The sequence below is a fragment of the Pseudomonas sp. R3.Fl genome (genome assembly GCF_023516765.1).
In the GTDB taxonomy this organism is placed as follows: Bacteria; Pseudomonadota; Gammaproteobacteria; order Pseudomonadales; family Pseudomonadaceae; genus Pseudomonas; species Pseudomonas citronellolis.
Map to the genome: position 1 here is coordinate 2,387,986 of NZ_JAMGSO010000001.1, position 18,010 is coordinate 2,405,995.

Annotated in this window: 18 protein-coding genes; 5 read left to right on the forward strand and 13 right to left on the reverse strand. The window is 64.8% G+C overall.

The features are described 5' to 3' along the window. Window positions 1–508 precede the first annotated feature (508 nt). From M8R19_RS10280 to rplM, 7 genes are all read right to left on the reverse strand, one after another. Window positions 509–916 carry a ClpXP protease specificity-enhancing factor gene (locus M8R19_RS10280; RefSeq protein ID WP_024128168.1) on the reverse strand — a complete coding sequence of 136 codons (408 nt, stop codon included), beginning with the start codon at window positions 914–916 and terminating at the stop codon, window positions 509–511. Between the two features lie 11 nt (window positions 917–927). Continuing rightward, entirely contained in the window at window positions 928–1,545 is a 618-nt protein-coding gene (locus M8R19_RS10285) for a glutathione S-transferase N-terminal domain-containing protein (protein WP_009617896.1), read from the reverse strand. Window positions 1,546–1,638: 93 nt separating this feature from the next. Further along, window positions 1,639–2,421 (reverse strand): cytochrome c1, encoded by a 783-nt coding sequence (locus M8R19_RS10290; protein WP_009617891.1) that lies wholly within the window; start codon window positions 2,419–2,421, stop codon window positions 1,639–1,641. Then, window positions 2,421–3,632 (reverse strand): cytochrome b, encoded by a 1,212-nt coding sequence (locus M8R19_RS10295; RefSeq protein ID WP_009617889.1) that lies wholly within the window; start codon window positions 3,630–3,632, stop codon window positions 2,421–2,423. Before M8R19_RS10295 ends, M8R19_RS10290 begins: the two co-directional genes overlap by 1 nt. After that, entirely contained in the window at window positions 3,632–4,222 is a 591-nt protein-coding gene (gene petA / locus M8R19_RS10300; protein WP_058071403.1) for a ubiquinol-cytochrome c reductase iron-sulfur subunit, read from the reverse strand. The genes M8R19_RS10295 and petA overlap by 1 nt, the downstream gene beginning before the upstream one ends. A gap of 262 nt (window positions 4,223–4,484) precedes the next feature. Beyond that, window positions 4,485–4,877 carry a 30S ribosomal protein S9 gene (gene rpsI, locus M8R19_RS10305; RefSeq protein ID WP_074977751.1) on the reverse strand — a complete coding sequence of 131 codons (393 nt, stop codon included), beginning with the start codon at window positions 4,875–4,877 and terminating at the stop codon, window positions 4,485–4,487. Window positions 4,878–4,891: 14 nt separating this feature from the next. Then, on the reverse strand, window positions 4,892–5,320 hold the full coding sequence (gene rplM, locus M8R19_RS10310) for a 50S ribosomal protein L13 (RefSeq protein ID WP_009617884.1): 429 nt from the start codon (window positions 5,318–5,320) through the stop codon (window positions 4,892–4,894). 244 nt (window positions 5,321–5,564) lie between these two features. On the opposite strand from rplM, the gene M8R19_RS10315 reads away from it, so the two are divergent. Continuing rightward, entirely contained in the window at window positions 5,565–6,602 is a 1,038-nt protein-coding gene (locus M8R19_RS10315) for an NADP(H)-dependent aldo-keto reductase (RefSeq protein WP_249917740.1), read from the forward strand. A 109-nt stretch (window positions 6,603–6,711) separates the two neighbouring features. Here the strand turns inward: M8R19_RS10315 and M8R19_RS10320 are convergent, their stop codons facing one another. Next, on the reverse strand, window positions 6,712–7,848 hold the full coding sequence (locus tag M8R19_RS10320; RefSeq protein ID WP_249917741.1) for an acyl-CoA dehydrogenase family protein: 1,137 nt from the start codon (window positions 7,846–7,848) through the stop codon (window positions 6,712–6,714). A gap of 250 nt (window positions 7,849–8,098) precedes the next feature. On the opposite strand from M8R19_RS10320, the gene M8R19_RS10325 reads away from it, so the two are divergent. Continuing rightward, window positions 8,099–8,998, forward strand: a complete 900-nt coding sequence (locus M8R19_RS10325; RefSeq protein ID WP_249920157.1) for a GlxA family transcriptional regulator — start codon at window positions 8,099–8,101, stop codon at window positions 8,996–8,998. Window positions 8,999–9,088: 90 nt separating this feature from the next. Beyond that, a complete protein-coding gene (locus tag M8R19_RS10330) occupies window positions 9,089–10,048 on the forward strand; it encodes a hypothetical protein (protein WP_249917742.1) in 960 nt (319 codons plus the stop codon). A gap of 71 nt (window positions 10,049–10,119) precedes the next feature. Here M8R19_RS10330 and zapE read toward each other — a convergent pair whose 3' ends face one another. The 3 genes from zapE to M8R19_RS10345 form a co-directional block, all read right to left on the reverse strand. Next, window positions 10,120–11,214, reverse strand: a complete 1,095-nt coding sequence (zapE, locus tag M8R19_RS10335; protein WP_043272363.1) for a cell division protein ZapE — start codon at window positions 11,212–11,214, stop codon at window positions 10,120–10,122. A gap of 95 nt (window positions 11,215–11,309) precedes the next feature. After that, entirely contained in the window at window positions 11,310–12,656 is a 1,347-nt protein-coding gene (locus M8R19_RS10340; RefSeq protein ID WP_061560779.1) for a tryptophan--tRNA ligase, read from the reverse strand. Window positions 12,657–12,699: 43 nt separating this feature from the next. Beyond that, the gene (locus M8R19_RS10345) at window positions 12,700–13,344 is read right to left on the reverse strand and encodes an alpha/beta hydrolase (protein WP_249917743.1); all 645 of its coding nucleotides are present in this window, start codon (window positions 13,342–13,344) and stop codon (window positions 12,700–12,702) included. A 138-nt stretch (window positions 13,345–13,482) separates the two neighbouring features. Between M8R19_RS10345 and M8R19_RS10350 the strand changes: the two genes are divergently transcribed. After that, window positions 13,483–13,926 (forward strand): Z-ring associated ZapG family protein, encoded by a 444-nt coding sequence (locus tag M8R19_RS10350; RefSeq protein ID WP_061560777.1) that lies wholly within the window; start codon window positions 13,483–13,485, stop codon window positions 13,924–13,926. Window positions 13,927–14,065: 139 nt separating this feature from the next. Next, window positions 14,066–14,545 (forward strand): REP-associated tyrosine transposase, encoded by a 480-nt coding sequence (locus tag M8R19_RS10355; RefSeq protein ID WP_074977727.1) that lies wholly within the window; start codon window positions 14,066–14,068, stop codon window positions 14,543–14,545. A gap of 279 nt (window positions 14,546–14,824) precedes the next feature. Here the strand turns inward: M8R19_RS10355 and cysN are convergent, their stop codons facing one another. Both cysN and cysD read right to left on the reverse strand, forming a co-directional pair. Further along, window positions 14,825–16,726, reverse strand: a complete 1,902-nt coding sequence (cysN, locus tag M8R19_RS10360; protein WP_249917744.1) for a sulfate adenylyltransferase subunit CysN — start codon at window positions 16,724–16,726, stop codon at window positions 14,825–14,827. Window positions 16,727–16,738: 12 nt separating this feature from the next. Then, on the reverse strand, window positions 16,739–17,656 hold the full coding sequence (gene cysD, locus M8R19_RS10365) for a sulfate adenylyltransferase subunit CysD (RefSeq protein ID WP_043272357.1): 918 nt from the start codon (window positions 17,654–17,656) through the stop codon (window positions 16,739–16,741). Window positions 17,657–18,010 lie beyond the last annotated feature (354 nt).

Below are 18,010 nucleotides of genomic sequence, written 5' to 3' on the forward strand. Positions count from 1 at the left end.
CCCCGCGAGCTACAGGGACGTACCCTCGGGGCGGGCCTCCGTGGCGGGGGAGTTCGCGAGGGTAGCCCGACTCTGTCGGGCCCGTATGCGGGGCAAGCCTTTTTGGTTCCTTTTTGCGGGGGTGGCCTTCCACCGTTTGACAAAAGGGACTCGCCCGAGGGGGCGAAACAAGAAACATCAACGCACTCAGAGCGACGCGCTACACCGAGCCCAACCCAAAAGTCTCTGGGTTATTCCCCTTCGGGCCAGCGCAAGCGCTGTTCGCGATGGAGCCGCGTCCCGCGCTCGCGGGAATGACGAGGTTAAGCATTGTCGCCGCCCTTCGCAGGAGAAACGCCGCCGTAGGATGGGTTGAGCGAAGCGATACCCATCGCCACGACCGCATCGTTTTCGCAAGGCCCCTCGGCGCCCCCTGCAAAGCAGCTGCTCCTACGGACCAACCCGCCTGTCGGCGAACCATCGAAACCGCGCGGGCATGAAAAAGGCGATCCTCGGATCGCCTTTTTTCCTACTTGACCACCTTCAGGCTGGGCCGCCCGCTGGGCCTTGGCGGCTCGTCGCTGGGGCCACCGTCGTCCTGCAACTCCTCGTCGTCCGCCGGCACCGGCGGCTCCAGGTCGAAGACCATGCCCTGGCCATTCTCCCTCGCGTAGACCGCCATCACCGCCTGGGACGGGATGTACAGGCTCTGCGCCACGCCACCGAAGCGCCCCTCGAAACTCACCGCCTCGTTGTCCATCTGCAGGTGGCGCACGGCCGTGGGCGACACGTTGAGGACGATCTGGCCGTCGCTGGCATAGCCCGGCGGCACCCTGACCCCCGGATACTCGGCGTTCACCAGGATATGCGGTGTACAGCCGTTGTCGACGATCCACTCATAGAGGGCTCGTACGAGGTAGGGTCGACTGGAATTCATCATCGGTTTCCTTAGCGCATATCACGTTCGATGGAGGACAGACTAGCCTGGAAGCTGTCGCGGGCGAACTGCCGCTCCATGTAGTCGAGCAACGGTTTGGCCTGGCGCGGCAGCTCGATGCCGAGCAGCGGCAGGCGCCAGAGGATCGGCAGCAGGCAGCAGTCGACCAGGCTCAACTCCTCGCTGAGGAAGAAAGGCTTCTCGGCGAACAGCGGCGACACCCCCGTTAGACTCTCACGCAACTCCTTGCGCGCCAAGGCGCGATCGCCATCCTTCTGACGATCGTCGAGGATGCGGTCGACCAGGGCGCACCAGTCGCGCTGGATGCGGTGCACCAGCAGGCGGGTGTTGGCCCGCGCCACCGGGTACACCGGCATCAGTGGCGGGTGCGGATAGCGTTCCTCCAGGTACTCCATGATCACCGTCGACTCGTAGAGTACGAGGTCGCGGTCGACCAGGGTCGGCACGCTGGCGTAGGGGTTCACCTCGGCCAGCTTCGGCGGGCAGCGCCCTGCCTGGACCTCGACGATGTCGGCCTGGACGTTCTTTTCCGCCAGGACCAAACGCACACGATGGCAGTAGTGATCGGCAGGGTCGGAGTAACAGGTGAGCTTATTGACTGCGGCCATGCCGGGCCTCCTCGCAACAGCATTTCAGGGAGCTAAAAAGACGCGCGCGCCCCGTAGGGCGCGCGCGCTTCAACGCTTGGAACTGGCTTGTGCTTAGTGCACGTCCTTCCAGTACTCGCGCTTGAGCAGGTAGGCGAACACGAAGAAGAAGGCCAGGTACAGCAGGACGTAGGTGCCGATGCGGTGGGAATCCAGCTTGTTCGGGTCAGCCGAGTAAGCCAGGAAGGTCACCAGGTTCTTCACCTTCTCGTCGAACTGCGCCTCGGTCAGTTGGCCGGTCTTCGGCACCACGGTGAGCTGGTCGCAGGCCTCGTGGGTCAGCGGCGTACCGGTCAGCGGATCGAACTGCTTCTTGCCATTTTCCACGACCTGGATCTGCTTGCAACCGATAACCTGGCGGCCTTGCACGCTACCCAGCACGTTGGGCATGCCGACGTTGGGGAACACCTTGTTGTTCACCCCCCACGGACGCTTGGGGTCCTCGTAAAAGGAGCGCAGGTAGGTGTACAGCCAGTCGGTGCCACGCACGCGGGCCACCAGGGTCAGGTCCGGCGGCGCGGCGCCGAACCAGACCTTGGCGTCGGCCGGCTTCATGCCGATGTCCATGTGGTCGCCGATCTTCGCCCCGGTGAACACCAGGTGGCTGAGCATCAGCTCCTCGGGAATCCCCAGGTCACGGCCAACGCGCTCGTAGCGCTGGAACTTGGCGCTGTGGCAACCCATGCAGTAGTTGGCGAAGGTACGCGCGCCGTCCTGCATGGCTGCTTTGTCGGTCAGGTCGATGTCGACGTGATCGAGGGCCGGTCCGTGGCCTTCGGCGGCGAAGCCGAAGAGGGGCACCAGGGCCAGAATCAATGCTGCGAATTGCTTTTTCATCAGCCAGTCACCCTTTCCGGAACCGGTTTGGTTTTCTCCATCCGGGTGTAGAACGGCATCAGGATGAAGAACGCGAAATACAGGATGGTGCACAGACGCGACAGCGTGGTGCCCAGCGGCGACGGCGCTTGCGAGCCGTAGTAGCCGAGGATCACGAAGGACACCGCGAAGATCACCAGCCAGATCTTGCTCAGCCAGCCCTTGTAGCGGATCGAGCGCACCGGACTACGGTCGAGCCACGGCAGTACGAACAGCACGGCGATGGCGGCGCCCATGGCGATGACGCCCATCAGCTTGTCCGGAACGGCGCGCAGAATCGCGTAGAACGGGGTGAAGTACCACACCGGGGCGATGTGCTCGGGGGTCTTGAACTGGTTCGCCATCTCGAAGTTGGGTTTCTCGAGGAAGAACCCGCCCATTTCCGGGAAGAAGAAGATCACGGTGCAGAACACGAACAGGAAGACCACCACGCCGAGGATGTCCTTGACGGTGTAGTACGGGTGGAACGGGATGCCGTCCAGCGGGATGCCGTTCTCGTCCTTCTTCTTCTTGATGTCCACGCCGTCGGGGTTGTTCGAGCCGACTTCGTGCAGCGCCAGGATGTGCAGCACGACCAGGCCGAGCAGGACGATCGGCAGGGCGATCACGTGCAGGGCGAAGAAGCGGTTCAGGGTGATGCCGGAGATCAGGAAGTCACCGCGGATCCACTGCGCCAGCGCCTCGCCCACCACCGGGATGGCGCCGAACAGCGAGATGATCACCTGGGCGCCCCAGTAGGACATCTGGCCCCAGGGCAGCAGATAGCCCATGAAGGCCTCGGCCATCAGGGCGAGGTAGATCAGCATGCCGAACAGCCAGACCAGTTCGCGCGGCTTCTGGTAGGAGCCGTAGAGCAGGCCGCGGAACATGTGCAGGTAGACCACGATGAAGAACGCCGATGCACCGGTGGAGTGCATGTAGCGGATGATCCAGCCGTAGTCCACATCGCGCATGATGTATTCCACGGAGGCGAAGGCTTCTTCCGAGGACGGAGTGAAGCTCATGGTCAGCCAGATACCGGTGAGGATCTGGTTGACCAGCACCAGCAGTGCCAGGGAGCCGAAGAAGTACCAGAAGTTGAAGTTCTTCGGGGCGTAATACTTGCTCAGATGGTCTTCCCACATCTTGGTCGCGGGGAAGCGGGCATCGACCCAAGCCATGAACTTGTTCATCAGGCTTTCTCCTGGTCCACACCGATGGTCAGCACGTCACCATCGAGGCTATAGGGCGGAATCGGCAGGTTCAGGGGCGCGGGCTGGCCCTTGTAGACGCGACCGGCCAGATCGTAGTGGGAGCCGTGGCAGGGGCAGAAGTAGCCACCCTTCCAGTCCGGGCCGAGGTCGGCGGGAGCGACTTCCGGGCGGAAGGTCGGCGAGCAGCCCAGGTGGGTGCAGATACCAACGATGACGGCGAGTTCCGGCTTGATGGAGCGCAGCTTGGGATCGACGTAGGTCGGCTGGTCGGAGGCCTTGGAGTCCGGGTCGGCCAGCTGACTTTCGAGGGTCGGCAGGGCATCGAGCATTTCCTTGGTTCGGTGAACCAGGAACACCGGCTTGCCGCGCCACTCAGCGATGACCTGCTGCCCTGGCTCGATCTTGCCGACGTTCACCTTCACCGGTGCGCCGGCCGCCTTGGCCTTGGCACTGGGGAACCATGACCCCACGAACGGGACCGCAGCTCCGACAGCTCCCGCGGCGCCGACCACCGAAGTGGCCGCGACGAGGAAGCGACGCCGGCCTGCATTCACGCCGTCATTACTCATTCAGTCGTCTCCCATCAGCTTTAGCCCGTTATCTTCTCGGGCCTTAGAGTAAAAGTTGTGCCGCAGAAAAATTCGCCAAATGGTAAAGAAAAGCCCTGTAGCTGACAAGGTAATTACCCCCAAGCAGGAAGCTGGAACCCTTGCGCCATGCGGCTCCCAGGCCGTGCGACACCTTGCCGCATAAATTACCGGCCCCCTTAATCCTAGGCATAAAAAAACGCCCAGTCCTCTCGGCACTGGGCGTTTTTTTCGAAGCGTCGTATTAACGCTTGGAGTACTGCGGACGCTTACGCGCTTTACGCAGACCGACTTTCTTACGTTCAACCTCACGGGCATCGCGGGTGACGTAGCCGGCTTTGCGCAGGGTGCTGCGCAGGGTCTCGTCGTATTCGATCAGGGCGCGGGTGATACCGTGACGGATCGCACCGGCCTGGCCGCTGACACCACCACCGACGACGGTGACGTAGATGTCGAACTTCTCGGTGTTCTCGGTCAGCTCGAGCGGCTGACGTACGACCATGCGAGCGGTTTCGCGGCCGAAGAACACGTCCAGGCTGCGGTTGTTGATGGAGATATTGCCGGTACCCGGACGCAGGAAGACGCGTGCGGTAGCGGTCTTACGACGGCCAGTGCCGTAATTTTGAGTCGCCGACATGATGTGCTATCCCGTTAAATCTTCAGTTCTTGAGGCTGCTGAGCGGTGTGCGGGTGGTTGGCACCCTTGTACACTTTCAGCTTGCGGTACATGTCGCGACCCAGCGGGTTCTTCGGCAGCATGCCTTTGACCGCGATCTCGATGACGCGCTCGGGAGCCTTGGCAATCAGCTTCTCGAAGTTGATCGACTTGATACCGCCCGGGAAGCCCGAGTGATGGTAGTACATCTTGTCGGTGGCTTTGGCGCCGGTGACACGGACCTGTTCGGCGTTGATCACGACGATGTAGTCGCCGGTATCAACGTGCGGGGTGTATTCCGGCTTGTGCTTGCCGCGCAGGCGGGTAGCGATTTCGGTAGCCAGACGACCCAGGGTCAGGCCAGCAGCGTCGACGACGAACCAGTCGCGCTTAACAGTTTCTGGTTTCGCGGTGAAAGTTTTCATTCGTTATAGCCTCAGGGGCCGCCTGAAAATAAGACGGCGAATCTTACTGGACAGTGGTTGCCTTGACAAGTCAAGGACAGCCAGAAACAGACACGATTTGGGGCTCGGGTCAGTGTGCGTCCGTAACGACTAGATGTATCAATCGGCAGGCTAGGCATCCCCTACCGATGAAAGGCTGCCGAATTATGCAGATTCCGGCAGAATTTACAACCTTGTTAACCACTTGATTTCACGAGGAGACGCCATGGAGTACCGCCCGCTCGGCCGCACCGAACTGAAAGTCAGCGCCCTGTGCCTGGGAACCATGACCTGGGGCGAGCAGAACACCGAGGCCCAGGCCTTCGCCCAGATCGACCTGGCCAAGGCCGCCGGCGTCAATTTCATCGACACAGCCGAGATGTATCCGGTGCCGCCGCGCGCGGAGACCTACTCGCGCACCGAGCAGATCATCGGCAACTGGTTCCGCCTGCGCGGCGACCGCGCCGAGTGGATCCTGGCCAGCAAGGTGGCCGGCCCCGGCAACGGCATCAGCCACATCCGCGACGGCCAGCTCAAACACGACCGCAAGAACATAGTCGCGGCCCTGGACGCCAGCCTGAAGCGCCTGCAGACCGACTGGATCGACCTCTACCAGTTGCACTGGCCCGAGCGCAGCACCAACTTCTTCGGCCAGCTCGGCTACCAGCACAAGGCGCAGGACTTCACCCCGCTGGAGGAAACCCTGGAGGTGCTCGACGAGCAGGTGCGCGCCGGCAAGATCCGCCACGTCGGCCTGTCCAACGAGACGCCCTGGGGCACCATGCGCTTCCTGCAGCTGGCCGAGGAGCGCGGCTGGCCGCGCGCGGTCTCCATCCAGAACCCCTACAACCTGCTCAACCGCAGCTTCGAGGTGGGCCTGGCGGAAATCGCCATCCGCGAGCGCTGCGGCCTGCTGGCCTACTCGCCGCTGGCCTTCGGCATGCTCTCGGGCAAGTACGACAACGGCGCGCGCCCGGCCAACGCCCGCATCACCCTGTTCAGCCGCTTCACCCGTTACACCAACCCGCAGAGCGAGCGCGCCTGCGCCCGCTACGTGGCCCTGGCCCGCGAGCACGGCCTGGACCCGGCGCAGATGGCCCTGGCCTTCGTCGCCCGCCAGCCGTTCGTGACCAGCAACATCATCGGCGCGACGTCGCTGGAGCAGCTGGAAAGCAACCTCGCCAGCTTCCAGCTGCAACTCTCCGAGGAAGTCCTGGCCGGCATCGAGGCGATCCACAAGGACCAGCCGAACCCGGCGCCCTGAGAGCCGCCCCTGTAGGAGCGAGCTTGCTCGCGAACCGCACTCTGCCGGACAGGCCCTGTGCAAGGAAGGTTCGCGAGCAAGCTCGCTCCTACGAAAGGCCCGCAGCCGCTTACAACGACCGGGCGATGATCTCCTTCATGATCTCGTTGGTCCCCGCATAGATGCGCTGCACCCGCGCATCGGCCCAGGCGCGGGCCACCGGGTATTCCCACATGAAGCCGTAACCGCCGTGCAGCTGCACGCACTCGTCGAGCACCTTGCACTGCAGGTCGGTGGTCCAGTACTTGGCCATGGCCGCGGTGGGCACGTCAAGCTTGCCTTCCAGGTGCAGCTCCAGGCAGCGGTCGACGAAGGTGCGCCCGATCTGGATCTCGGTGGCCATCTCGGCCAGCTTGAAGCGGGTGTTCTGGAAGTCCGCCACGGCCTTGCCGAAGGCCTTGCGGTCGCGGGTGTAGTCGAGCGTCCACTTCAGCGCCGCCTCGGCCGAGGCCAGGGCGCCCAGGGCCACGGTCAGGCGCTCCTGGGGCAGTTCCTGCATCAGGTAGATGAAGCCCTGCCCCGGCTGGCCGAGCAGCGCCTCCTTGGGCACGCGGACATCCTGGAAGAACAGCTCCGAGGTGTCCTGGGCCTTCATGCCGACCTTCTCCAGGCGCTTGCCCTTCTCGAATCCCGGGGTGCCGGCCTCGACCAGGAACAGGCTGGTGCCCTTGGCGCCGGCCTTGGGATCGGTCTTGGCGACCACTATCACCAGGTCGGCGAGAAAGCCGTTGGTGATGAAGGTCTTGGAGCCGTTGATCACGTACTCGTCGCCATCCAGCACCGCGGTGGTCTTCACCCCCTGCAGGTCGGAGCCGGCGCCCGGCTCGGTCATGGCGATGGCGCCGACCATCTCGCCGGAAACCAGCTTGGGCAGGTAGTGCTGCTTCTGCGCCTCGCTGCCGTAATGCAGGATGTAGGGCGCGACTATGTCCGAGTGCAGGGAGAAGCCGATGCCGGTCAGGCCGAAGCGGCCGATCTCCTCGATCACCACGGCGCTGTAGAGGAAGTCCGCGGCCATGCCGCCGTAGGCCTCGGGGATGTGCGAGCAGAGCATGCCCGCCTCCCCCGCCTTGTTCCACAGGGAGCGGTCGATGTGACCGTCCTTTTCCCACTGGTGATGGAAGGGCACGGCTTCCTGCTCGAGGAACTTGCGCACGCTGTCGCGGAAAAGCTCGTGGTCGGAACTGAACAGGGTTCTGGGGATCATGCTCGCCTCCTGGCGCCTCGCTGAAGGGCCGAATGTAGGTCAGCCCGCCGAGCGGCGCCTACTGGACACTTGCGCCAAAAAATAAGACGATCCAGCCGCCATTTGACCGGTTAGGCGTCGAATGCGGCCCTCCACAACAATGATAAGAACGATGTCCGAACAATCCGTATCTCCCCTGAAAAGGGTCAGCATCCTTGCGACCGACGGTGTCTTCGCCTCCACCCTGATGCAGGCGCGGGACTTCCTGCACATGGCCAGCCTGCGCTTCGGCAGGCAGGAAGGCCTGGGCCTCACGCCGCTGCTGCAAAGCCGCATCGTCAGCCCCGACGGCCAGCCGGTGCGCGCGTTCAGCGGCGACCTGCTGGCAGTGGACGGCGCCCTCGACGAATCCGACCTGGTGATATTGCCGGCCTTCTGGGGCGATTTCGACCAGCTCCTGGCGCGCTACCCGCAGGTGGTGCCCTGGCTGCAGGAACGCCACGCCGCCGGCAGCGCCATCGGCAGCGAGGCCTCGGGCGTGTTCTGGCTGGCCGAGGCCGGCCTGCTGGACGGCAAGGAGGCGACCACCTACTGGCGCTTCTTCGACGACTTCGCCGCGCGCTACCCCAAGGTGCTGCTCAACCGCGAGAAGCACATCACCGACGCCGACAACCTCTACGCCGCCAGCGGCGTGACCTCCGCCCGCGACCTCTACCTGTACCTGATCGAGCGCTTCTGCGGCGCCAGCGTGGCCCAGGGCGTGTCCCGCGACATCCTCTTCGAGGTGCAGCGCAGCTACACCCCCGGGCGCCTGGGCTTCGGCGGCCAGAAGCTGCACCACGACCCGGCCATCCTGCAGGTCCAGCAGTGGCTGGAGGAGCACTACGCGGACAAGTTCCGCTTCGAGGACGTGGCCCGCGAGCACGGCATGAGCATCCGCAACTTCATGCGCCGCTTCCAGGCCGCCACCGGCGACAAGCCGCTGCACTACCTGCAGCGGCTGCGCATCGAGACGGCGCGCAGCCTGCTGTCGACCTCGCGCAAGAGCATCAAGACCATCAGCTACGAAGTGGGCTACGACGACGCCAGCTTCTTCGCCCGGCTGTTCCGCCAGCACACCAAGCTGTCACCCAACCACTACCGCAACCAGTACCGACGGAAAGAGGCCTGAAACAAGCTATCCATAGGATAGGTCCCGTGCCTGCGGGCAGCTCCCTATGATCGGGGCTGCCCTTCCAGAACAAGAACACGGGATTCCCTCATGCGCCGCCTACTGCTCGTCCTGCTCGCCTGCTTCTGCCTGCCCGCCTTCGCCGCGGGCGACTGGAAGCCCTTCCCCCACGACCAGAGCGCCTTCGACTATTCCGGCGACAAGCTGCGTGAAGCCTGGCCGCGGCTCACTCGCGGCTTCGGCGGCTACCCCTTCCCCGACGCCGACTGGGTGACGAAGATGGCCGTCGCCCACCCGGACGCGGTGGCGAAGACCGTCGCCGCCGGCAGCGGCTTCAGCGGCAAGCCCGAGGAAGCCCAGGCCTATGCCGAGAAGCTGCAGGACGTATGGCGCAAGCTGTTCCGCGGCGACTTCGCCCAGGCCAAACAGGACGGCCTGGCCCTGGGCGTCGGCGGCCAGGTGCCGGCGATGTTCGCCCAGGTGCTCTACGCCATGTTCCTGGCCCCGGCGGCGGACAAGCAGCAACTGCTGGAAGAAGTGATCAGCTACACCGACCAGGCCGGCCCGCTGCTCAATGCCGACCCCATCGCCCAGTTCGGCCGCGCCTACGCCAAAGCGCGGCTGGCCGAGGAACTGCCGGTCCCGGTGGTGCTCAAGCGCGGCTACACCGGCGACATTCCCAAGGAACTGGACGCCATCCTCGCCAAGCAGCCCAGCCAGCCCTTCGCCCTGGCGCTGTACGGCGGCTACGAGGCCGGGGTGATCCGCAAGGTCGGCAAGCTGGTCGGGCGCATGACCTACGGCGTCAGCGCGGACAAGATGGAGACCTACTTCGCCCGCTCCTTCCGCGCCAGCGACGACCTGCCCATCGGGCACTACGAATATGCCAATGCGCTGGGTTATGTGTATGGCGATGACGAACAGGACAAGGCGCTGGAGCAGTTGAGGAAAGCGGTGGCGATCAAGCCGATCAATGCCATGGAGGCGCTGGAAGTGGCGCATGCGAAGCAGTTGTTGCAGAAGGCAGAGGCGCAGACGGCGCAGCGTTGAACGCTTTTCGTAGAGCCCAAAACGAAAAAGGGCTGCCATCCGGCAGCCCTTTTCGCATCACCACTACCCCATCAAGGCCGGTGCGGTCGGCTGAGGAACTCGTGGGACTGCATCTCCAGCAGGCGGCTCAGGGTGCGCTGGAACTCGAATTCCAGGCGCCCGCCGGTGTACAGGTCCTTCAGCTCCACCTCGGCGGAGATGATCAGCTTGACGTTGCGGTCGTAGAACTCGTCCACCAGGTTGATGAAGCGGCGGGCCATGTCGTCCTTGGCCACGTTCATCTGCTCGACGTTGGAGATCAGCACCGCGTGGAAGATCTTCGCCAGCTCGATGTAGTCGTTCTGGCTGCGCGGGCCGTCACACAGCTCGCGGTACTCGAACCAGGCCACGTCGTCGCAGGTCAGGCGCGCGCGGATCTCGCGGTTCTCGATCATCAGCACGTCGTCGCGGGTGGCCGCGGCGCATTCCGGGGTGAGCTTGCGGAAGTCGCGGGCCATGGCCTGCTCGGCCTGCTCGGTGAGCGGCCAGTGGTACAGCTCGGCCTGCTCCAGGGCGCGCAGGCGGTAGTCCACGCCGCTGTCGACGTTGACCACCTCGGTGTGCTCCTTGAGCAGGGCGATGGCCGGCAGGAAGCGGGCGCGCTGCAGGCCGTCACGGTACAGGCCGTCGGGCACGATGTTGGAGGTCGCCACCAGGCTGACGCCGTTCTTGAACAGCTCCTCCAGCAGGGTCGCGAGGATCATGGCATCGGTGATGTCGGACACGAAGAATTCGTCGAAGCAGATCACCCGGGCCTCGTCGGCGAAGCGCTTGCCGATGATGGTCAGCGGGTTCTTCTCGCCCTTGAGGGTCTTCATTTCCTCGTGCACGCGCTTCATGAAGCGGTGGAAGTGCGTGCGCATCTTCTGCTTGAACGGCAGCGCGTCGAAGAAGGTGTCCACCAGGTAGGTCTTGCCGCGTCCCACGCCGCCCCAGAAGTACAGGCCCTTGACTGGCCCGTTGGACTTCTTGCCGAGCAACTTGCCGAACAGCCCGGGCTTGGCCTGGTCGGCCGCCAGCAGGTCGTCATATAGACGCTGCAGGTGCTTCACGGCATTGGCCTGGGCCGCATCGTGGAAGAAATCGGGACGTTTGAGGTCTTCCTGGTAGCGCTGAAGGGGCGTCATGATCGGTAGCAAGGCAACGAAAACGGGGCCGACACTTTAGCGACGGCCCCGCTTCTTGGCAATCGGCCATCCGTCGAGGATGGCCGTGTGCGGGCTTACTCCTGGGGTGCCAGGGCCTCGCGCACGCGTTCGATGGCGGCGTCGCGGCTGGCGGCGTCGGCGAACTCGGGGCTTTGCGCCACGGCCGCGCCATCCAGCCACAGGGCGAAGGCATTGCCTTCGGCGCGCAGGTCCAGCGCCTCGCCGCCCTGCAGGCGCTTGCTCACCGCACCGGCGGACTTGCCGTCGGCGAAGGCGTTGGACAGCAGCAGCTGCTCGCCGGCGGCGTCCAGCAGGCGGAAGCGGAAGCTGCCGTCGTCCTCGCGGAAGCTGACGATGCGCGCGCTCTTGGCGGCCTTCTTCTTGCCCTCGCCGGCCACCTGCACCTGCTCGCGGAACGAGCGCAGGCCCACGGCCTCGCGCAGCTCGCCGAGGAACGGGGTGGCGATGCGGCGGGCCTTGGCGGCGCCGGCCAGGAGGATGTCCTCCAGGTCGCCCGGGCGGGTGATCAGCGTGTGGTAGCGCTCGCGGGCCTCGCCCAGTTCGGCTTCCAGCAGCTCGTAGAGTCGCTGCTTGGCCTCGCCCCAGGCCAGGCCTTCGAGCAGCGCGGCGCGGAATTCGGCCAGCTGCGCCGGCGTGGCGAAGGCCTGGTAGAGGGTGAACAGGTGCGAGTTGTCCGGGTCCTTCGGCTCGCCGGGGGCGCGGGAGTCGGTGACGATGCGGGCGATGGCGTCCTTGAGCTGCTTGCTGCTGCCGAACAGCGGGATGGTGTTGTCGTAGCTCTTGGACATCTTGCGCCCGTCCAGGCCCGGCAGGGTCGCCACTTCTTCCTCGATCACCACTTCCGGCAGGGTGAACAGCTCCTTGCCGTTGCCGAACAGGTGGTTGAAGCGCTGGCCGATGTCGCGAGCCATTTCCACGTGCTGGATCTGGTCGCGGCCGACCGGCACCTTGTGCGCGTTGAACATCAGGATGTCCGCGGCCATCAGGATCGGGTAGCTGTACAGGCCCATGCTGACGCCGGCGTCCGGGTCCTCCCCGGCCTCGACGTTCTTGTCCACCGAGGCCTTGTAGGCGTGGGCGCGGTTGAGCAGGCCCTTGGCGCTGACGCAGGTCAGCAGCCAGGTCAGTTCGGGGATTTCGGGAATGTCGGACTGGCGGTAGAAGGTCGCCTTGTCGGTATCCAGGCCCAGGGCCAGCCAGGTGGCGGCGATCTCCAGGCGCGAGCGCTGGATGCGCAGCGGGTCGTCGCACTTGATCAACGCGTGGTAGTCGGCCAGGAAGTAGAACGAGTCGGCCTGCGGGTCGCGGCTGGCGACGATCGCCGGGCGGATGGCGCCAGCGTAGTTGCCCAGGTGCGGGGTGCCGGTGGTGGTGATGCCGGTGAGGATGCGGGTCGTCATGGGATACCAGAAATCAGCGCGGGAAAAATGAGCGGCCTGGATGTTAACCCGCGGCGCCGGCCGGCGCGAGCCGGGGCTGCAGCAGGTCCTTGAGCTCGATCAGCTTGCCGTGGAAGAAGTGGCTGCACTCGGGCACGCGCAGCAGTTCGTGGGGCAGCGTCAGCGACTCGCTCCAGGCGTAGACGCGGGCCGGGGTCACCACTTCGTCATCTTCGGGCTGTACCACGGTGATGGGGCACTGCTGCGGCAGCTCGACCGCGAAGCGCTCCACCGGCGGCGCCAGCATGAACAGGTGACGCAGGGCCACGCCCTGCCCTTCCAGGCGCGCCGCGGCGTTGCCGGCCACGCAGGAGCCGAAGGAGAAGCCCATCGGCGTCAGCGGCAGGCCGGGATGTCGCTCGCCGAGCCAGCGGGCCACGGCCAGGGCGTCGTCGATTTCGCCACGGCCTTCGGCGTAGCTGCCGGCGCTCTGGCCGACGCCACGGAAGTTGAAACGCAGGGTGGCGTAGCCGGCGTCACGAGCGATGCGCTGCAGGGTGGCGACCACCTTGTTCTGCATGGTGCCGGCGAACAGCGGGTGCGGATGGCAGATCAGCGCCACGCCGATGGCGTCGGGGGTGTCCAGGTGCAGGGCTTCCAGGGGGCCGTCCGGGCCGTCGATGAACAGGGGGATTTCGCGGGTGGACAAACAACAACTCCGTGACCCCGAAGCGGGTCGTCTCGTCTAGCTCGATACCGCGCCGACACCGAGGCCTCGCCCCGTGGTATACAGCGCAGGTGCAAGCCGCTAACGTAAAGCAAAGCCGTCTATAGAGGAAGGATTCGCGTGGAACAGTCCCTCACCACCTGGTTGGTCCCGGTCATCGCTCTGCTCGTCGGGGCCGCTGTCGGCTTCCTGATCGCCCGCCTGCTGCCCAGCGCCGCACCCAACCGCATGCAACGCCAGGTCGATGACCTGCAGGAACGCTTCGACAGTTACCAGCGCGAGGTGGTGACGCACTTCAACACCACCGCCAGCCTGGTGAAGAAGCTTACCCAGAGCTACCAGGACGTCCAGGAACACCTGTCCGAGAGCGCCGAGCGCCTGGCCCTGGACGAGCAGACCAAGCAGCGCCTGCTGGCCGCCCTGCACGCCGAGGACGGCTACCCCGAACGCCGCGAGCGCCTGACCCCGCCGGCCAGCCAGGAAGCACCGAAGGACTATGCGCCGAAGACCGGCGAAGGCCCCGGCACCCTGGACGAGACCTACGGCCTCAAGCGCAAGCTCTGAGCCCGCAGCGCCCGGAAAAAAGCCCCGCCATGGCGGGGCTTTTTCATTTCAGAAGCGACCTACAGGCACTGGCGACGAGCATCCCCTGTAGGAGCGGACTCCGTCCGCGATAGTCAGCCCTCCACTCGGAGGCTGATTCATGGACAGAGCACAGCGAGCATCCTGGCAATCCGGACACAAAGCCCTGCGCAAAGGCAGGGCCTCTGCTCCCAGTGGAATCTATCTCCTCACTGCCACCACCTCAGGGCGAAAACCCCTGTTCGCAAATTTCCGCTTCGCCTGCATCGTTGCCAGTTGCTTCGAGCAACCTCTAGCACTTGGAACGAATCGCCTGCTGGCCTGGGTGCTGATGCCAGACCACGCTCATTGGCTGCTGGAACTGGGAAAGGGCGAGCGGCTGGAAACCAGCGTGGGGCGTTTGAAGGCCGTAAGCGCCCGCCAGCTCAATGACTGGCGGATGGCACATGGAGCAGTCTGGGCTGCCGCTTTTCATGACCATGCGCTGCGACGGGAGGAGGACCTGTTGCCCACGGCCCGTTACATCATTGCCAATCCCGTGCGTGCGGGGTTGACCAGGCGGGTTGGCGATTATCCTTTCTGGAATGCGGTGTGGCTTTGAACAATCGCGGACGGAGTCCGCTCCTACAACTCCTCGTGAGGCGTGACCTTCTGACCTGTAGGAGCGGACTTTGTCCGCGATGATCGAAGATGTCGGCGCGGATCACGGATGAAGTCCTACGCCGCCCCCACCATGCACCCCATGCAGGAGCGCGCCCTGCGCGCGAATCGCGGACGGAGTCCGCTCCTACAGCTCACCGTGAGGCGTGGCGTTCCGGCCCCCGTCGAGCACCAAAGAAAAAGCCCCGCCTAGGCGGGGCTTTTCACAACGCCGTCGCGATCAGATCGCGCCGCGCTGGCGCAGCAGGTCGAGGACCGCTTTCACTCCCTCTTCCACCGACTGGTGGTGGGTGTCGATCACCAGGTCAGCATCCAGCGGCACGTCGTAGGGGAAGGACTCGCCGGGGATGTTGTCCTGGCCGGCCGCGTACAGGCCCTGCGGGTCGCGTTCGCGGCAGACCTGCGGCGATGCCTGGACGTAGACGGTGATCAGGCGCTCATCGCCGATCAGCGCCTTGGCCCGCTCGCGGCCTTCGGCGCTGGGCGCGACGAAGGCGCACAGGCTGATCAGCCCGGCCTCGTTGAACTGCCTGGCGACGTGGGCGGTGCGCAGCCAGTTTTCGGTGCGCCCGGCGCGGTCCTGCGGCAGGCCCTTGTTCAGGTCGTGGCGCAGGTTCTGGCCGTCCAGCACGTAGACCGCGCGACCCATGTCGAACAGCTTGCGCTCCAGAGCGTAGGCCAGGGTGCTCTTGCCAGCGCCGGAGAGGCCGCTGAACAGCACCGTGGCCGGCTGCTGGCCGAAGCGCGCAGAGCGCTCCTCGCGGCTCACGTGGGCGCCCTGGCCGTGGTGGCTGGCATGGCTCTGGCCGGCCTGCGGCGCGGCGATGATCATGCCGGCGCCGACGGTGCCGTTGGTCAGCCGGTCGATGACGATGAAGGCGCCGGTGGTGCGGTTCTGCGCGTAGCCGTCGAGGGCGATGGGCGCATCCAGGCTGACCTTCACGCGGGCGATCTCGTTGAGCTTGAGTTCGCTGGCGGCGGTCTCTTCCAGGGTGTTCACGTCCACCTTGTGGGCGATGCTCGGGATCGAGCCCGGCACATAGCTGGTGGCGCGCTTGATGTCGTATTTCTTGCCCGGGAGCATGGGCTCCTCGGCCATCCACACGAGCATGGCGTCGAAGCCGTCGGTGACCAGCGGGCGGTTGTCGGCATGCACCAGCATGTCGCCGCGGGAGACGTCGATCTCGTCTTCCAGGGTCAGGGTGATGGCCTGGCCGGGACCGGCGTGTTCCAGCTCGCCCTCGAAGGTGACGATGGACTTGACCTTGCTACCCTTGCCCGACGGCAGCGCCACGACCTCGTCGCCCTTGCGCACGATGCCGCTGGCCAGGGTACCGGCGAAGCCGCGGAAGTTCAGGTTCGGGCGGTTGACGTACTGCACCGGGAAGCGCATGTCGTCCAGGTTGCGGTCGCCGGCGATCTCGACGGTCTCGAGGATCTCCATCAGCGACTGGCCGCTGTACCAGGGCGAACGCTCGGACTTGTTGACCACGTTGTCGCCCTTGAGCGCCGACATGGGGACGAAGTGCAGCGAGTTGGCCTTGAGGTTGATCTTCTCGGCGAACTGCAGGTAGTCGGCCTTGATCTGCTCGAAGATGCCCTGGTCGAAGTCCTTCAGGTCCATCTTGTTGATGGCGACGACTATGTGCTTGATGCCCAGCAGCGAGGCAATGAAGCTGTGCCGGCGGGTCTGCGTCTGCACGCCGTAGCGGGCGTCGATCAGGATGATGGCCAGGTCGCAGGTGGAGGCGCCGGTGGCCATGTTGCGGGTGTACTGCTCATGGCCGGGGGTGTCGGCGATGATGAACTTGCGCCTGGCGGTGCTGAAGTAGCGGTACGCCACGTCGATGGTGATGCCCTGCTCGCGCTCGGCCTGCAGGCCGTCGACCAGCAGCGCCAGGTCGACTTCGTCACCGGTGGTGCCGACCTTCTTGGAGTCCTTGGTGATAGCTTCCAGATGGTCTTCGTAGATCATCTTGGAGTCGTGCAGCAGGCGCCCGATCAGGGTGCTCTTGCCATCGTCGACGTTGCCGCAGGTGAGGAAGCGCAGCAGTTCCTTGCGCTCGTGCTGGGCCAGGTAGGCGAGGATGTCCTCGCTGATCAGATCGGATTGATGCGACATGGTGCGAGAACCTTAGAAGTAGCCCTGACGTTTCTTTTCTTCCATCGAACCGGCCTGGTCGTGGTCGATGACCCGGCCCTGGCGTTCGGAAGTGCGCGTCAGCAGCATTTCCTGGATGATTTCTGGCAGCGTGGTGGCGGTGGATTCCACCGCGCCGGTCAGCGGGTAGCAGCCCAGGGTGCGGAAGCGCACCATCTTCTTCTGGATGCTGGCCTTCTGCTCGTCGCTGAGGTGCTCGAGGATGCGCTCGTCGTCGATCATGATCAGCGCGCCGTTCATCTCGATGACTTCGCGCTCTGCGGCGAAATACAGCGGGACGATCGGGATCTGTTCCAGGTAGATGTATTGCCAGATGTCCAGCTCGGTCCAGTTGGACAGCGGGAACACGCGGATCGACTCGCCCTTCTTCACCTTGCCGTTGTAGACGTTCCACAGCTCCGGGCGCTGGTTCTTCGGGTCCCAGCGGTGCTTGCTGTCGCGGAAGGAGTAGACGCGCTCCTTGGCGCGGGACTTCTCCTCGTCGCGGCGGGCGCCACCGAAGGCGGCGTCGAAGCCGTACTTGTCGAGCGCCTGCTTGAGGCCCTCGGTCTTCATGATGTCGGTGTGCTTGGCGCTGCCGTGGGTGAAGGGGTTGATGTCCTGGGCCACGCCATCGGGATTGATGTGGGTGATCAGGTCCAGGCCCATCTCCTCGACCATCTTGTCGCGGAAGCGGTACATCTCCTGGAATTTCCAGCGGGTGTCGACGTGCATCACCGGGAACGGCAGCTTGCCGGGGAAGAAGGCCTTGCGCGCGAGATGCAGCATCACCGCGCTGTCCTTGCCGATCGAGTACAGCATCACCGGGTTGTCGAACTCGGCGGCCACCTCGCGGATGATGTGGATGCTTTCCGCCTCCAGCTGTTTCAGATGCGTCAGTTTGTCGACCATGGCTACTCACGGAATTGCTTATGGACGGCCTTCGGGCCGTAGACGAGGGCGCACTCTACCACAACGTCAGACTCTAACCGGGCGGCCACTTATACCGAAAGAATATACCCATATAGCCACTTGTCAGGCCGCGCAAGCGCCCAGGAGACTAGGGCCCCGGGCTTGGCCGGGCGGATCGGGCGCGCCGCCGGAAACGAGATATCCACAGACGCCCGCCTCTCCGACGAACAGCCGCGCCGCCCCACGAAATCGCCCCCTCCCGGCGGCCGGAAGCAGATTCAGGAGGAAGCGCATCCCGCCCTCCGCTAGAGTAGGTCCCCGGTAAGCGCGTCCATCTGCGCTACCCTATTCCTC

What these genes read in the sequence shown, in the direction of transcription:
- M8R19_RS10280 (WP_024128168.1), bottom strand. Translation starts at nt 916, where the DNA reads ATGAATTCCAGTCGACCCTACCTCGTACGAGCCCTCTATGAGTGGATC.
- M8R19_RS10285 (WP_009617896.1), bottom strand. Translation starts at nt 1,545, where the DNA reads ATGGCCGCAGTCAATAAGCTCACCTGTTACTCCGACCCTGCCGATCAC.
- M8R19_RS10290 (WP_009617891.1), bottom strand. Translation starts at nt 2,421, where the DNA reads ATGAAAAAGCAATTCGCAGCATTGATTCTGGCCCTGGTGCCCCTCTTC.
- M8R19_RS10295 (WP_009617889.1), bottom strand. Translation starts at nt 3,632, where the DNA reads ATGAACAAGTTCATGGCTTGGGTCGATGCCCGCTTCCCCGCGACCAAG.
- petA (WP_058071403.1), bottom strand. Translation starts at nt 4,222, where the DNA reads ATGAGTAATGACGGCGTGAATGCAGGCCGGCGTCGCTTCCTCGTCGCG.
- rpsI (WP_074977751.1), bottom strand. Translation starts at nt 4,877, where the DNA reads ATGTCGGCGACTCAAAATTACGGCACTGGCCGTCGTAAGACCGCTACC.
- rplM (WP_009617884.1), bottom strand. Translation starts at nt 5,320, where the DNA reads ATGAAAACTTTCACCGCGAAACCAGAAACTGTTAAGCGCGACTGGTTC.
- M8R19_RS10315 (WP_249917740.1), top strand. Translation starts at nt 5,565, where the DNA reads ATGGAGTACCGCCCGCTCGGCCGCACCGAACTGAAAGTCAGCGCCCTG.
- M8R19_RS10320 (WP_249917741.1), bottom strand. Translation starts at nt 7,848, where the DNA reads ATGATCCCCAGAACCCTGTTCAGTTCCGACCACGAGCTTTTCCGCGAC.
- M8R19_RS10325 (WP_249920157.1), top strand. Translation starts at nt 8,099, where the DNA reads ATGGCCAGCCTGCGCTTCGGCAGGCAGGAAGGCCTGGGCCTCACGCCG.
- M8R19_RS10330 (WP_249917742.1), top strand. Translation starts at nt 9,089, where the DNA reads ATGCGCCGCCTACTGCTCGTCCTGCTCGCCTGCTTCTGCCTGCCCGCC.
- zapE (WP_043272363.1), bottom strand. Translation starts at nt 11,214, where the DNA reads ATGACGCCCCTTCAGCGCTACCAGGAAGACCTCAAACGTCCCGATTTC.
- M8R19_RS10340 (WP_061560779.1), bottom strand. Translation starts at nt 12,656, where the DNA reads ATGACGACCCGCATCCTCACCGGCATCACCACCACCGGCACCCCGCAC.
- M8R19_RS10355 (WP_074977727.1), top strand. Translation starts at nt 14,066, where the DNA reads ATGGACAGAGCACAGCGAGCATCCTGGCAATCCGGACACAAAGCCCTG.
- cysN (WP_249917744.1), bottom strand. Translation starts at nt 16,726, where the DNA reads ATGTCGCATCAATCCGATCTGATCAGCGAGGACATCCTCGCCTACCTG.
- cysD (WP_043272357.1), bottom strand. Translation starts at nt 17,656, where the DNA reads ATGGTCGACAAACTGACGCATCTGAAACAGCTGGAGGCGGAAAGCATC.